This window comes from Pseudoalteromonas sp. TAE56 (assembly GCF_000497955.1).
Taxonomy (GTDB): Bacteria; Pseudomonadota; Gammaproteobacteria; order Enterobacterales; family Alteromonadaceae; genus Pseudoalteromonas.
The window spans coordinates 1-14,480 of the sequence record NZ_AUTN01000054.1; the positions used below are offsets into that span (position 1 = coordinate 1).

11 protein-coding genes and 1 pseudogene are annotated in these 14,480 nt (G+C 39.8%); 8 read left to right on the forward strand and 4 right to left on the reverse strand.

What is annotated here, in order from left to right:
* Positions 1 to 215 precede the first annotated feature (215 nt).
* Complete coding sequence (locus L656_RS0102010; RefSeq protein WP_231615234.1) at positions 216 to 404, forward strand: DUF2798 domain-containing protein; 189 nt, start codon at positions 216 to 218, stop codon at positions 402 to 404.
* Positions 405 to 476: 72 nt separating this feature from the next.
* On the opposite strand, the gene L656_RS0102015 is transcribed toward L656_RS0102010, so the two are convergent.
* Positions 477 to 989 carry a MarR family winged helix-turn-helix transcriptional regulator gene (locus tag L656_RS0102015; RefSeq protein WP_024598007.1) on the reverse strand — a complete coding sequence of 171 codons (513 nt, stop codon included), beginning with the start codon at positions 987 to 989 and terminating at the stop codon, positions 477 to 479.
* Between the two features lie 180 nt (positions 990 to 1,169).
* Between L656_RS0102015 and L656_RS0102020 the strand changes: the two genes are divergently transcribed.
* On the forward strand, positions 1,170 to 2,057 hold the full coding sequence (locus L656_RS0102020) for a haloalkane dehalogenase (RefSeq protein WP_024598008.1): 888 nt from the start codon (positions 1,170 to 1,172) through the stop codon (positions 2,055 to 2,057).
* A 120-nt stretch (positions 2,058 to 2,177) separates the two neighbouring features.
* On the opposite strand, the gene uvrA is transcribed toward L656_RS0102020, so the two are convergent.
* Positions 2,178 to 4,730: an excinuclease ABC subunit UvrA gene (uvrA, locus tag L656_RS0102025; protein WP_024598009.1), complete on the reverse strand. Its 2,553-nt coding sequence runs from the start codon at positions 4,728 to 4,730 to the stop codon at positions 2,178 to 2,180.
* A 294-nt stretch (positions 4,731 to 5,024) separates the two neighbouring features.
* On the opposite strand from uvrA, the gene L656_RS0102030 reads away from it, so the two are divergent.
* From L656_RS0102030 to L656_RS0102050, 5 genes are all read left to right on the forward strand, one after another.
* Positions 5,025 to 5,429 carry a hypothetical protein gene (locus tag L656_RS0102030; RefSeq protein WP_024598010.1) on the forward strand — a complete coding sequence of 135 codons (405 nt, stop codon included), beginning with the start codon at positions 5,025 to 5,027 and terminating at the stop codon, positions 5,427 to 5,429.
* A gap of 55 nt (positions 5,430 to 5,484) precedes the next feature.
* Positions 5,485 to 6,030, forward strand: a complete 546-nt coding sequence (locus tag L656_RS0102035) for a DUF7010 family protein (RefSeq protein ID WP_024598011.1) — start codon at positions 5,485 to 5,487, stop codon at positions 6,028 to 6,030.
* Positions 6,031 to 6,386: 356 nt separating this feature from the next.
* The gene (locus tag L656_RS0102040) at positions 6,387 to 6,809 is read left to right on the forward strand and encodes a hypothetical protein (RefSeq protein WP_024598012.1); all 423 of its coding nucleotides are present in this window, start codon (positions 6,387 to 6,389) and stop codon (positions 6,807 to 6,809) included.
* A gap of 223 nt (positions 6,810 to 7,032) precedes the next feature.
* Complete coding sequence (locus tag L656_RS0102045) at positions 7,033 to 7,854, forward strand: hypothetical protein (protein WP_231616710.1); 822 nt, start codon at positions 7,033 to 7,035, stop codon at positions 7,852 to 7,854.
* Positions 7,855 to 8,177: 323 nt separating this feature from the next.
* Positions 8,178 to 8,609, forward strand: a complete 432-nt coding sequence (locus L656_RS0102050) for a universal stress protein (RefSeq protein ID WP_024598014.1) — start codon at positions 8,178 to 8,180, stop codon at positions 8,607 to 8,609.
* A gap of 428 nt (positions 8,610 to 9,037) precedes the next feature.
* On the opposite strand, the gene L656_RS0102055 is transcribed toward L656_RS0102050, so the two are convergent.
* Both L656_RS0102055 and L656_RS01000000121810 read right to left on the reverse strand, forming a co-directional pair.
* Positions 9,038 to 10,621 (reverse strand): tetratricopeptide repeat-containing sulfotransferase family protein, encoded by a 1,584-nt coding sequence (locus L656_RS0102055; RefSeq protein ID WP_024598015.1) that lies wholly within the window; start codon positions 10,619 to 10,621, stop codon positions 9,038 to 9,040.
* Positions 10,622 to 10,722: 101 nt separating this feature from the next.
* Positions 10,723 to 13,138 (reverse strand): annotated as a pseudogene (locus L656_RS01000000121810) (TonB-dependent receptor).
* Between the two features lie 477 nt (positions 13,139 to 13,615).
* Between L656_RS01000000121810 and L656_RS0102070 the strand changes: the two are divergent.
* Positions 13,616 to 14,480 (forward strand): NADH:flavin oxidoreductase/NADH oxidase (locus L656_RS0102070; protein ID WP_024598016.1); only part of this gene is annotated, 865 nt, incomplete at its 3' end.

The window sequence follows — 14,480 nt, forward strand, 5'->3', positions numbered from 1 at the left end:
AATAGGCGATAACGCAGCATAAATACCAAACATGCGCTGCCCTTTGGGTTCTTTCTAGGGACGATTAACTCTTTGTTGCTCGGTTTTTACTTAGCCCACTAGGTTACAAACCTCGCGCCGTGATTTAATCGCCCCTAGATTGAACAAATTTCAATCCACAAAGATAAACACGCCCTAGTAGCGAGCTAAAACGTAACTTAGTTATTAGTGTTTTTATGGCGTTGATAATGGAATCGGTGATGGCGTTTGTTACCGCTACTAACAATATTGGCTATGCAGATATGCGTGTATTTGTAACTGGATGGGCTGAAGGGCTATTAGCCGCATTACCAATAGGTTTAACTATAATGCTGATAATGTCTGTTACGGTAAAACCTAAAATAGAACGCTTTTTAAAGAGCTAACACTTTGAGCGCTAACGTATTAAAGCAAATAATTTAATACGTTTATAGTGGGCAGATGCATGAAGTAATTAGCTACTTAATTGAGTTTTCTACCGGACAGCCTTGTTTACGGCATACACCTTCGTTACATAATTTGCATATTTTACGTGCTTCTACCTGCTCGGTTGTTAGGCTGCCAAGTGCTATTTCTATCAAACTTAAAAAGCTTTTTTTTTGTTTATCATTAAAGTTGTTTAGTATTTTAGAGGTGGCTGTTTCTCTGCTGCCTAGTACTAGTTCAACCCTTTTATTTCCTTTATCCGTTACGCATAAAACAACAGAGCGGGCATCTTTTACTGACTTTCGCCTTTCTACAAGTTCTTCTTTTTCAAGTGTATTTATTAATCTAACTGCACCAGAATGCGTTAAGCCTAAAACCTTGCTTAGTACATCAATGGTTTCATTCGGATGATTGTAAATAGTGACCAGTGCCGCTTCGTGGCTTAGGCTTCGCCCGCCTAATTCGGCAATCTGCTTTTCAATGTCATTAGAAACAGAAGTAGCAAACGTGCCGATTAAATTTGATATATATTTTTCATTTTTCATAAATTTAATTATATGTGATTCGATCATATAAATATAGTGACAAATTAAGCGCGCTCATTTATTGTGTGACTCAGTCATGTATATTAACTCGGAATTAGTTAATCTACTTCGAATATTACACAAATTACATGAGCGAGGATTTACCGCCAGCTCATCAGTTAAATAGAGCGATATAATTAAATGAAAAATGATTCAGAAACATTACGTTATGCAAAAAAGTTTAAAACTGTATTAGATAAAAATATGGCCTACATAGACGAAGGCGAAGGTGATCCTATTGTATTTTTACATGGTAACCCTACATCTAGCTTCCTTTGGCGAAACGTTATGCCCTATTTGCAAGGAAAAGGGCGTTTAATTGCTATCGATATGATTGGATTAGGAGATTCGCAAAAGTTAGATAACACCCATGAGGGCAGCTACTCACTTGCTGAAAACAGCAAATACACATTTGCACTTTTAGAAGCGTTGGGTGTAAATAATAACGTTACCTTGGTGCTGCACGATTGGGGTTCAGGCGTTGGTTTTAACTGGGCTAATACACATCGTGATGCAGTAAAAGCAATTGCGTTTATGGAAGCAATTGTTACTGACTTTCCAACATGGGACGATTTTCCTAAAGATTTGCACGGACCCATTGGCACTATGCGCTCAGCTGAGGGGGAAAAAATGGTGCTTAATGACAACTTTTTTATTGAAACAATATTACCAGCGACCATTGCACGCAAATTAACGCAAGCAGAGCATGATGAGTATCGCAGACCCTTTATAAATGCAGGAGAAGATCGCCGTGCAATTTTAGCAGGGCCTCGGCAACTGCCCATTGCTGGAGAGCCTGCTGATACCGTGGCTTTAGTTAAAAGCTATGCGAGCTATTTAGCTAACTCTCACAATATCCCAAAGCTATTTATTAATGCTGAACCGGGTGCTTTTTTAGTTGGTTACGCAAGAGACTTTGTGCGCACATGGCCAAACCTAACTGAGATAAGCGTAAGCGGTATTCATTATATTCAAGAAGATTCACCGCACGAAATAGGTAAGGCTATTTCTGATTGGTTACCAACATAAAAACAGGATGTATTAGTAAACCTGAACTTTGGATAATTAATCTATCTCAAGCCGTTATTTTCAGCGTTAACTACCATATATAGATGACGCTTTTATACAACTAAAAGCGTCATCCTTTAACTATTGCAGTAAAAAGGGTGCGGTTTTACTCGCCTTTGCGCTTGCCACTTTTTCGGGTGAACCTTGCGCTACAATTAAGCCGCCTTCTTCACCAGCACCAGGGCCTACATCAATTACCCAGTCACTATTACGGGCTACTTGCATATCGTGTTCAACCATAATGACGGTATTGCCAGCATCTACTAATTTATTTAACTGCGACATCAGCATTGATACATCCGATGGGTGCAGGCCTGTAGTTGGCTCATCAAGAACATAAAGTGTATTACCGCGCTGCGCACGTTGCAGCTCGGTTGCTAATTTAATACGCTGGGCTTCACCGCCAGAAAGCTCAGTTGCAGGTTGTCCTAAACGCAAATACCCAAGACCTACTTGCATAAGTGCATCGAGTGCTCGCAGTATCGCAGGTTCATTTTCAAAAAAGGTATACGCCGATTCAACCGTTAAATTGAGGATATCGCTTATGTTTTTATCACGATATGTAACCTCAAGTGTTTGCTCGTTATAACGTTTACCATGACATACTTGGCAAGGTGAATAAACGCTAGGTAAAAACAGTAGTTCTATACTTACAAAGCCAACGCCTTCACAGTTTTTACAGCGACCCTTAGCAACATTAAATGAAAAGCGACCAGCATCATAACGGCGTTCTTTTGCTTTTTGTGTTGAAGCAAATAGTTTACGCACATGATCAAACAAACCCGTATAGGTAGCTAAATTTGAACGAGGGGTACGGCCAATCGCTTTTTGATTGACGGTAATCAGGCGGCTTATATTATTTATACCTTCAATAATTTGTCCGCTGGTGTGTGTTTGCAGCTCTTGTTCGAGTAGGTCGGCTTCGTCGGTTGGCACTTGTGTTATTACTTTTTGCCCAAGTGCTTCGTAAACAAGCTCTACTAAGGCTTGGCTTACTAGGCTTGATTTACCAGAGCCCGAAACCCCAGTAACGGTTGTCATAACACCCAGTGGAAATTCTGCATTGAGCTTTTTAAGATTATTACGCTCAATATCAGCCAATTTTAACCATGCATTAGGCCGCCTTTGATCCTTTTTTTGTGCGCTGTTTTGAGTAGACTCTTGAGTAGTATTTTTAGCAAAAAGGTGACGACCGGTGTGCGAGTTTTTTATTTTTTTTAACCCTTCAACAGGGCCGCTGTAAATAATCTCGCCACCATGCACACCTGCATCAGGGCCTACATCAACAATCCAATCAGCATGTTTAACAACGCTAATGTCGTGTTCAACAACAAATACAGAATTGCCAGCCGCTATTAGCTCATCAAGCGCTTTTAAAAGTGCTTGTGTGTCTGCAGGGTGTAAACCCGCTGAAGGTTCATCTAACACGTAAACTACCCCAAATAATTTAGAGCGAATTTGTGTGGCAAGTCGCAACCGTTGTAGCTCTCCGGGTGAGAGCGTTGGCGTTGTACGCTCAAGCGACAAGTACCCTAAACCAAGCATGGTTAGTGCTTCAATACGGGTGAGTATATCGCTGGCAATGCGCTGTGTAACAATGGCTTGCTCTGGGTTTTTTGTATTTTTATTTACTTTGGTATTGGCGGCGTTACTTAGTTTTTTAGCAAGCTTGTTTAATGTAAGTTGAGATAGCTCGCCAATATCGAGCCCTGCAAATTTAACACTTAACGATGCTTGTTTTAATTTTTTACCTTGGCAAGAAGGGCACTGCGATATTTGCATAAACTGCGATACGCGCTTTTTTGTACGCGGGCTTTGGGTAGTAGCAAAAGACTGTAAAACAAAGCGTTTAGCGCTTGAAAAAGTTCCCATGTAGCTTGGATCTTCGCTATTTTTTATCGCATTTTGTGTTTGCTCATAGGTGTAATCTGGATATACAGGCACAGTAGGTGTTTCGTCGGTAAATAAAATCCAATCGCGTGCTTTCTTAGAAAGTTTGTTCCAAGGCGTGTCTATGTCATAACCAAGGGAAGTAAGAATTCGGCTTAAATTTTTACCTTGCCATGCTGGTGGCCACGCGGCTATAGCGCGCTGGCGAATAGTTTTTGTATCGTCTGGCACAAGTAGCTTTTCGGTTACTTCAAACACTCGACCGATCCCTGAGCATTCTGGGCACGCACCTTGTGGCGTATTTGGCGAAAATGCATCGGCATACAAAATACTCTGCCCAGCTGGGTAATCGCCAGCACGAGAGTAAAGCATGCGTAGCGCGTTAGAAATAGTTGTTATGCTACCAACTGATGAGCGAACCGACGGTGCCCCTCGTTGCTGCTGCAAAGCAACGGCAGGGGGTAGCCCTTCAATAGAGTCAACATCTGGCTCATCAACTTGATCTATCAACCTTCGGGCGTATGGCGATACCGAATCAAGGTAACGGTGCTGCGACTCAGCAAACAGCGTTCCAAACGCAAGCGACGATTTTCCAGAGCCCGATATTCCGGTAAAAACAACCAATGCGTTACGAGGTAAATCAACGTCTACATTTTTTAAGTTGTGAACGCGCGCCCCTCTTACTTGAATGCTGTTACTGGGATCAGATAAATCTATTGTTGAGTTTTTATGTGTGCTTGCCATACGTTTATACTCCTGTTTAATTGCGTTTTTACTTTAAGCTAGCTTTGAATTATTTACTCTTATCGCTTGTTATTACCTAAAGTAGCGCAAGCACACTGAATGAACGCTTAGTCTGCAGTGGCACAGCTAGAGTGCGGGGTAAATTGAGCGCTGGATAAAATTACGAGGATTGTTTGTTTACACAATGGGTATGGAATGCGAATATAATTTAAACAGTTATTGTTGTGTAATTTGTTACGTAATTTACTAGGTGATTTATTAGGTAATTTACTAGGTAATAAAAAGGAACTAGCAGTGAATAAAGCCTTAGTGATCATTTTATTGGTGCTTTCGTGGGCAACCCAAGCCGACTCTATCAAAGCGCTAAATGTTGACCGTGCAGTATCAAATAGCATGAACTTATCGTTTGCAAACGATAGCAACATAACCCCTAAAAAAGGGGATTTTAAAATCACTAATTATGTATTAATGAGCAATGAAGAGGGCGAACGCTGGGCTGTTATAACATTAACTAACTTATCGTCGGGCAATCGCGAATTAGGCGAGGAACACATACTTGCACTTTTTGCCGACGGCAGCCGATTCATGCCAATGGAATTTAAACTTGGTTTTAAAGGTAACGAAACACAATCGGTAACTGTATCGTTTGCCGATTATAAATTCCCTATTTTAAGTGTGTATTCGAGTAACGATTTGTAACTAATAACGATGCGATAATATTAAATTAGGGATATTTCTAAAATTAAGGGTTTTTATGAAGTTTGAAGATGCGCAACAAAATATGAACCTCGCATACTTCGGTGGTGGAACCGGTGTATTAGTGTCTGGCTTGGTTTGGTGTATAGCTGGCTTTGTCGCATTACTGCATTCAAATCAATCGAGTATGCTTACTTTGTTTTTTGGTGGTATGTTTATACATCCTTTAGCCATGCTACTTTCAAAAGCGCTTAAACGCTCTGGCAATCATGACCCTAAAAACCCATTAGGTAAATTGGCCTTAGAAAGCACTATTATTTTATTTGTTGGTTTGTTTTTAGCGTTTTATGTAGCAAAACTTCAAGCTGAATGGTTTTATTCAATAATGCTGATGATAATTGGTGTTCGCTATTTAGTTTTCAACACTTTATATGGCATGAAAGTGTACTGGATTTTAGGTGCTTCGCTTATGTTTTCTGGCATGTTGTGTATTGTATTAAATGCCAATTTTGTAATCGGCGCCTTTATTGGCGGGATAACCGAAATAGTATTTTCGCTAGTAATATTTACCCAATCAAAAGGTGTGGCTTTAAAAACAGAATAACAATCTCCAATAATCGCAAAAATAGTGTGCAGTTGGAGTTACCCTTCAGCTTCGTAATATAGCAAAGGTTTTTAAAGTATTGAGTATCTGCAAATTGCATGTATTCATTAGTCGGTTTAGAGCGACAACCGGACGCTGAAAAATTCGTAGCATCATCCAAAATGCGAGACCCGTCATTGAAACTCTATCATTTGGTAAAAATGATATTCTTATTTTATAGGGACAATTGAAACCAACGACGAACATAAATCATCACTGGCTTTTAAAATTAAAAGGTACAACTCAGTTTAATATATGTAATTATTGAATAACGACCATTTTATAATGGAAATTTTTAGCTAATAAAGGATTGATGAATGGCTCTTCTACGAATTTTTTTCACTGTTATTTTTGTTATATCTATCTCAGGATGCATAGGTGCAGGTGTTGTGTACTCTTATGATGAGGAGGTGAGTGTTTCTTTAACTAAATCAGAAGTAAAAAAGCAATTTGGTGAACCTTTAAAAGTAAAATCTGACCAAAAGGAAGAAGTTTGGTATTACAAAGCCAAAGACGAAAGCGTTAATGGTTTTTTTATTGGCCTTGGTATACCATTACCGCTATTTATTTTTCTAGATGAAAAACTTATCGTTGAGTTTGAAGGCGAAACAGCAACGAAATTGATATATAAAAATTCACAGCAAAAAACAGTTGGCGCATTTTGCAAGTTTGTACCAGCTCTGCACCATGGTCCAAATACTTGGTCTTGCCATTTGGGTACTAAATCTGGAGGGGTCTAAGTAATATCTTCCGTTCATAATAGCGATATTATAAATCATGAAACTACTGGTCTTAGAATTGGATTAGTTGATTTTGCTCAGCTTTCACAATCGTCCGCTTCTGGCACTAAGCCGAACTTCGAGAAAGAGCGAATTACGGACATTGAGCTAATCTTCATTGTTAAATAATATTATGCTGTACCATTATAATGACTCTTTATTTTATAGGGATTTGAAATAACAAATGATGAGAACTTTTTTATTGTGTTGCAGTTTAATCATTACGACGCCTGCTTATGGAAATATGCCATCCTATTTCAACGAAGACATTGATAGCGAGTACAGAGAGCTGCTTAAACATGCGGACAAGATGCTTCCTCAGACGGATAAACAGCTAGCATACCTTCCTTCATTCTTTCCATTTAGCCTGTTGGATGTTCGCCCAACGAATTTCGTCAATAATAATGACAAGCAAGCCTTTGCAAATTTTAATTTTGGGGTATTAGGAAGTAGGTTCCTGAATATTAATAAGAAGCAACTTTCTAATTTGCCAAGCATCTCAATATGCAAGGAGCAAAAATGTAAAAAAGAACGAATTGAGCTGATAAAGCAGTTTTTAGTGGATTCAAAGAGTGAAGTTGAAATGTTGAGACAAAATACAAATCTTTATATTGTCCAGCAAACGGCACCACATGTTTTTCGCATAAATAACACGTTTTATAGTCCAACGCAGCTTATTACCTACTACCCATCCAAACAAGCAGGATTTATCCCGTCAGGTGACTATAAGCTATCCAAGCCTGAAGAAGCTCCCAAAATGTTGGCATTATCTGAAGTTACTAAGGCTCTGAGAGAGGTGATGGCTAAGTATAATGTTGCTGCAATCACGAGAGTAAACGAAGAGAGTCTCAACATAATCTTTGGAGGTATAAGCGATAACCATTGGGGAATCGTAATTAACCATAAATCAACTATTCCAACTTCTGGTGATTATAGCCACATAGGTTTGGAATTCGATATTGTTCAAAAAGTTTCAGATAGCAGTTTTTACTATCAGACTAACTAATGGCTGTTATTGGCACTTTTGTGAAGTTCAACTGTGAGCGAAAAACTGGCTGTCAGCCCTAATTATTCCAAATATTGATTATCTTATAAAAGAAACAACAACGACAACCAGAGTAATAAACCCCGCAATCACAGCCTAATCAATAAGCATAAATTGATGAGGTATTGTTACTTTTAGTGCCTTATTGTTATTTATTGATCGTAATCAATAGATAACCTTTTAATACTCACTACACTTAACTTGCTGAGATGGAGCCGAGTCCATTCTTATGGAGTTGGTAATATCATTGAAAAATATGACTTTAGATTGTGAAGGAGAATAATATGCGAACAGGTAATATTTTATGGCCTACGGATTTTTCTGATACTGCATCACATGCTTTGCAATATGCCATTGAAATGGCGAATTTATATCAAGTAGGCATTCGTATTTTACACATTGTTGATCAGCCTTCAGATAATGAGAATTATATGATCCTTGCGATAACTCCCCAAGAGTTAGCTAAAAATATGGAAGACGCTGCGGCGAGTAAAATGCACGAGCTATTAGGTCAGTTGAATACTGATTTAAAGATTGAAACGGTTATTCGACATGGTGATGCCATTAATGAGATTTTAGATGAGACTAATAGCGGTGATATAGGCATGGTGGTAATTGCCAGTCATGGAAGAACCGGACTTTCTCATTTTTTGAATGTTAACGTTGCAGAAACGATAGCCAATAAAGCTAGTTGCCCAGTGTTAATAGTCAAATAAAATTGGCGCGTACCTCTTGTCCCGCTGCGGTTTTAGACGGGACAATGTGGCCAGCACGTTGGGTGAAAATGTGAGTTGTGTAAACGTCAATACACGGTTTAACTGCCCGAAAATGAACTTTTCATACTGGGGCAGGGTCAACGTAAAACTTTTACAGCAGTGAGTGTTAATTTTTTTCACTCATTGCGTAGGCATTCATTGTAGACGTCTTTTAGCTGATACCTTCACTCTACCAGTAAGCACAGCCTGGTCTTTTCCTCTTGAATTGACTGAATAATGAAGGTCCGCTCAACCACTCGACAACATAAAATATTGATAATAATTGGCAAGGTATTTTACTGTGTCGGATGGCGCTTCACTTATGCGACCTACACTGCCACAAAGTGGGCTATCTATAGGTTCACACCTAACTCCCAGCTATAAAACTATTACTCAATACTAATACCTTGTTTTAAAAAGTAATCTTCAATTTCATCAGTATGGGGCTTAAATGCTTTCCAACGGCCAATTGCTTTATTATTAAGTGGTTGGCGTACTTGCACCTTGCTTGCGGTAGAAACCGGTGCGGTGTTTAAGTGAAAATCTATACACTGCTCTTGCCACTCTAAGTTACAAAAGCTGACTAACTCTTTTATTTTCTGCTCGGGCTGTGCAACTAATTCTTCGTATTTTACTAATTTTATATTGCTGTGTTGCATGCTGAAGTGCTGCATTAGTTTGTAAAAACGGCTATAAAATTTTGCAGTGTCGAGTAGGTCGAGCGAGTACGCGTAGTAGGGGTTATTGATGGTAAATAATTGGCGATAGTTACCAATGGAGGTATCCATTGGGTCGCGCAGCATACAAATAATTTTAGCGTTTGGCAGTGCTTTGGTTATTAAGTCGATATAAAAAAAGTTAAACGGGAGTTTATCAATAAAGTGCTTATGGCTGCCTGTTATTACGCGTGTTGCGTTTAAATAGGTTGACCCAAGCTGATTAAAATCAAGCTTGTAGGCTTTAGTGAGCGTTTGAGTGTCGAGTACATGCGGTGTTTGCGTTTGGCTTAGCTTTTTAACGCTTAGGCCAAAGTCTTGTAATTCACCGGCTGATTGCACGTCGCTGTGGCTCGATAAAATACGCTCAACTAATGTGGTGCCTGAGCGGGGCATGCCTAATACAAAAATAGGTTCGGCCGTTGGGTTACCTTGTGTTGGCGCTTGTGTGTGCTGCTCACTTAAGCGTTTAATATGTTCAAATAACTCAGTTGAGCTTGTATGATCAAAGGGCTGCACAGCACGTTTTGCTACTTTACCTTGCTCTAACGCGTTAAAAGCCTCTGAAAACTCACCAAGATCTTGATACTCTTTTGCTAAAGCATGGCCAATATGCAGTTTTTCATCGGGGTGTGTTACTTGCTCAAACACGTTTTTTAAGCGTTCAATGTGGTTGTTTTGCCTACTTACTTTAGTTAAATCACTTAATGCAAAATGACTTTGATGGTGCAGTGGGTTAAGCGCTATGGCATTTTCAAAAGCGTGTTGGGCTTTATCAAATAATCCTAAAAATTTAGCGCTTACACCATAGTTATAATAAAACGGTGGTTGAGTTTTGTTAGCTGCTGTAGCCAGTTTAATAGCGCACTCAAAGTAGTTAAGTGCTTGTTCGTGAATGCCTGCTTGAGTAAGGGCTACGCCGAGTGTGTCGGCATCAAGTGCTTTAGTTATTTGTTTTAATGATACCGATAGTGCGGTGTTTTTTGCTTTTTGTAATTCGCCAGTAAGTGCGTAACATTTAGCAAGTTGCGCGGTGTATTCAATACTTTGGCCAAGAGTGAGGGCTTTTTCGATAAGCTTTATTGCTTTGTGTATTTGCCCAACAGTTAAATTAACCATGGCCAGCAAAAAGTACCCATCGGCAAAGTCTGGTTTGAGTGTAACTAACTCCACTAGGGCTTTGTGTGCTTGCTCTATTTTACCTTGGTTTAGGGAGTGTATTGCGCTTTGATGAAGTTGCTTTAAATTTGGCTGCATGGTTTTTGGTAATTATTTTGTAAAAGAAAATAAAAAGGCTCAAATAAATTTGAGCCTTAAAACAGTGTTTAAAAAGTGAGACTGTTTAAAAGTCGCTTAAATTATATTTCAAATTTGTAGTTAAATTTAACACCTACCGTTAGCGGGCGATTAATGTAATGGCCGTAGTTACGTTGTATATCGGCGCCATTAGCTGATGTTATATCGGCATCTGAACGACGAACTGACGTAACTGCGTATTTGTTGAATAGGTTATCAACATATAGGGTAGTTGACCATGCATCAGCTGTTAATTTAGCTGATATATTACTTAAGCTGTAACCTGGTAGTGTTTCGCCGTTATCACGAAGCCCAACTCTTGAAAGCACGTCGCTTTGCGCGGTTAAACCGTAGTTAATATCGAGTGTTTTGTCGTTAAATACGTCTGTTTGATAGTTTACACCCATCGAAAATTGGTTTTCAGGTGAACCAGGTAAACGGTCGCCGTCTTCTGCGCCACCGGTGCCATCGGCGTTAAACAAAAATGGTGCGTCTGATGTTAGCTCTGCTTTTGTGTAGGCATAAGTTGCATAAACTGAAAACGAGTCAGATAAAATCGCACGGGTTGAAATTTCAATCCCTTTTGCATTTGCGCTGCCTGCGTTTGAAAGGTACGTTAATTGACCTATATCTGTAGCGCCCGTAATTTGTGCATCATCCCAATCGATGTTAAATAACGCGGCGTTAAAGTGTAGTTGGCTTCTAAACCATGTACTCTTAAAGCCTAACTCGTAGTTTGTTGTGGTGTCGGCTTCAAATAATAATTCGTCAGGTTGACCACAACCTGTTTGTTGATCCTCAGTAATAGGTTCCTCACATGACACTAAACCGTTTGAACCGCCAATTCTAAAGCCTTCACTTACTGTTACATAGCCCATTACTGAATCAGTAAATTGATATTTAGCATTAAATTTAAATAAGTTACCGTTATCGCCAGCGTCATCTTTTTCATATGCAACTGTGATGTCGTCAGGACCCGCACCACCGTACAATGTATTGGCTAGTGGGAAGTCAAAAGCTGCTTGCGACTCTACATCGTATTCGTAAAAACGGGCACCAATGGTAATATCTAATTTGTCGGTTACTTGGTAGCCCACTTCACCAAATAGTGCAGACTCAGTGACGGTACTTTTTGTAAGTTCTAAGTATTCTAACGAGTCAGGTCTTAGCTGCTCGCCACCAAAGTTATCGATAGCGAATTGGTCAAACCCAGGCGTAAACTCTCTGCTTGATGCTTCGGTTTCTGTTTTGTTGTAAAAGCCACCCACAATCCAGTTAAAGTCGCTTTCGCTTTGAGACACTAAGCGAATTTCTTGAGTGAAGGTATCTTCTTCGTCAATTTCACGGGTAAACGTTGAAAACGAAGGAAACTCTTCATAGCCGTAATCAAGACGAATAAGCAAGTCTGTTTGGTCGCGTTGGCCGTCGGCATCAAAGCTCGAAATACCAGTAGCCGATACTAGCTCTGCAAAACCTAGGTCGGCTTTTAGTTCAAGGCTTAGTAATTGGTCTTTTTTCTCGCGAGGCTCTTCAAAGCGATAAGCTGACTCGTATTTACCTATTACGTCGCTTAAACCGTTGTTTGCATTAAGACTGTTGTAATGAACAATCGAGCGGCCTTCGCTGTCTTGGTTTTGGTAAAAGTAGTTAAGCGTACCTTCAAACGATTCATTTGGTTTAAAGCGTACAGAAATACGACCTGTTGTGGTGGTTTCGCCGTTGGCGTCTTTTACATTTTTAAGGTTGTTATTAACTGCTGAGCTATCGCTCCAATCTGGATCTGGCAACGATACGCCAGGCTCGCGNTACGTAGCCGTAATCGATAAAACCTGGGTCTTCATATACGTTTAAGCTGGCGCGTACTGCAAGCTTGTCTTCAATTAGTGGAAGGTTAAATATAAAGCCGCCTTCGCCACCTAAAGAGTCACTTTCTTTTGTTTGAAATAGGTCGCCGTATACTTCAAGCGATGTAAAATCAAGCTCAGGCTGTTTAAGCATGTAGCGAATTGCACCACCTAATGTACCTGCACCATAAAGCGTGCCTTGTGGCCCAATTAATACTTCAACACGCTCAATATCTACTAGGCGCATATCTACCGAAACCGGAATTTCGTTAATATAAGTAGATACTGTTCCGCCATCTGACGATGGACCAGATGAATTTGTATTTAAACCACGAACAATAATAGGCGAGCCAGAGCGGCCACCTTGATCGGTAATTGTTAAACCTGGGACCCAACGCGCTACGTCGGCAAGTTCGCTAATATTTTGATCTTTCATTATATCAGCGTCAAGGGCGGTAATATTTAGCGGTGCATTTTGCACAGAGCCGCTGCGCCTTGTTGCTGTAACTTCGATTACTTCGAGTGATTTGTTTTTAGCTGCAACTTCTTCTTGAGCAAGTGCGGCATTAGGCAATAAAAATACGCTAGAAACAGCGCTCGAAATAGCCAAGGTTAACAAGCTTGGTTTAAACATAAAAAGTGATCCCCAGTTCAAATGTTTTACATTAGTAAATTAAGTTAAGCAGTTTATCAGGGAGTGAAGTAGCTTGGAATATCTAAATTGAATTTTAATTCACTTTTATAGAATAAATATGGTTTGTATGTGGGGTTTTTATTTAGTTAATAGGCAATATAAGCAATAGCTTAGTGCTATTAGGTACAGTTAGGTTAAAAATCACACCCTTGTTTAAAGGTAAATAGTCATTCATTTTTTAAAGGTGGCTTTATGACGTGTTCGTTAAACAAATTATTACATTAAAATTGATAGTTTATAATGTCATTATTTATGCTTTTATCAGCACTATTAAAGTGTGTTTTTATCCCCATTAAGAGTGGTAGTCGTAATTATAAGTGACTGCATAAGCTTTTGAGTGAGCGTGTTTGATTGCCGCTTCGTATTCTCTTTTTTATTTTGTCCGCACTTTTTTGTGCGTGTTTTTAAGGATTAACAATGAGCCAACTATTTTCGCCTTTATCACTTGGGCAAGTAACGTTAAATAACCGTATTATTATTGCACCCATGTGTCAGTATTCAGCAAACAATGGCGCTGCTAGCGATTGGCACACTATTCATTTAGGCCAATTGAGCTTAAGCGGTGCCGGGTTACTTATTTTAGAAGCAACAGCAGTAAACCCAGAAGGGCGTATTAGCTACGGCGATTTAGGGCTTTGGAATAACGAAACACAACAAGCGTTAGATAAAAGTCTAAAAGCAGTAAGGCAATACAGCCCTATGCCTATTGGCATTCAGTTAGCACATGCTGGGCGAAAAGCATCAACTGAAAAACCATGGGACGGTGGCGATGCGATTGCATCTGATGACGTAAATGGCTGGCAAACGCTCGCACCTTCGGCAGTTGCATATGACGATAAAAGCCCAGTGCCAAAAGCAATGAGCCAACACGACATAGACTCATTAATTAAAGACTTTGTAAGTGCAGCTAAACGCGCTGACGAACTCGGCCTTGATTTAATCGAGCTACATGGTGCACACGGTTACCTGTTACACCAGTTTTTGTCGCCACTTTCAAACAAGCGCGATGACAACTACGGTGGCAGCCTAGAAAACAGAATGCGTTTATTGCTTGACGTGTTTAAAGCCGTACGCGCGGTATTCCCTAGTGAAAAAGCAGTGGGTGTACGTATTTCGGCAACCGATTGGGTTGAAGGCGGCTGGGATTTAGAACAATCGATAGTACTTAGTAAAGCGCTTGATGAACTCGGCTGTGATTTTATTCATGTAAGTACGGCGGGCCTAAGCCCTGATCAACAAATACCTGTTAAACCTAATTTTCAGGTGCCGTTTGCAACAGCCA

What these genes read in the sequence shown, in the direction of transcription:
- uvrA (WP_024598009.1), bottom strand. Translation starts at nt 4,730, where the DNA reads ATGGCAAGCACACATAAAAACTCAACAATAGATTTATCTGATCCCAGT.
- L656_RS0102040 (WP_024598012.1), top strand. Translation starts at nt 6,387, where the DNA reads ATGGCTCTTCTACGAATTTTTTTCACTGTTATTTTTGTTATATCTATC.
- L656_RS0102055 (WP_024598015.1), bottom strand. Translation starts at nt 10,621, where the DNA reads ATGCAGCCAAATTTAAAGCAACTTCATCAAAGCGCAATACACTCCCTA.
- L656_RS0102015 (WP_024598007.1), bottom strand. Translation starts at nt 989, where the DNA reads ATGAAAAATGAAAAATATATATCAAATTTAATCGGCACGTTTGCTACT.
- L656_RS0102010 (WP_231615234.1), top strand. Translation starts at nt 216, where the DNA reads ATGGCGTTGATAATGGAATCGGTGATGGCGTTTGTTACCGCTACTAAC.
- L656_RS0102020 (WP_024598008.1), top strand. Translation starts at nt 1,170, where the DNA reads ATGAAAAATGATTCAGAAACATTACGTTATGCAAAAAAGTTTAAAACT.
- L656_RS0102045 (WP_231616710.1), top strand. Translation starts at nt 7,033, where the DNA reads ATGATGAGAACTTTTTTATTGTGTTGCAGTTTAATCATTACGACGCCT.
- L656_RS0102050 (WP_024598014.1), top strand. Translation starts at nt 8,178, where the DNA reads ATGCGAACAGGTAATATTTTATGGCCTACGGATTTTTCTGATACTGCA.
- L656_RS0102035 (WP_024598011.1), top strand. Translation starts at nt 5,485, where the DNA reads ATGAAGTTTGAAGATGCGCAACAAAATATGAACCTCGCATACTTCGGT.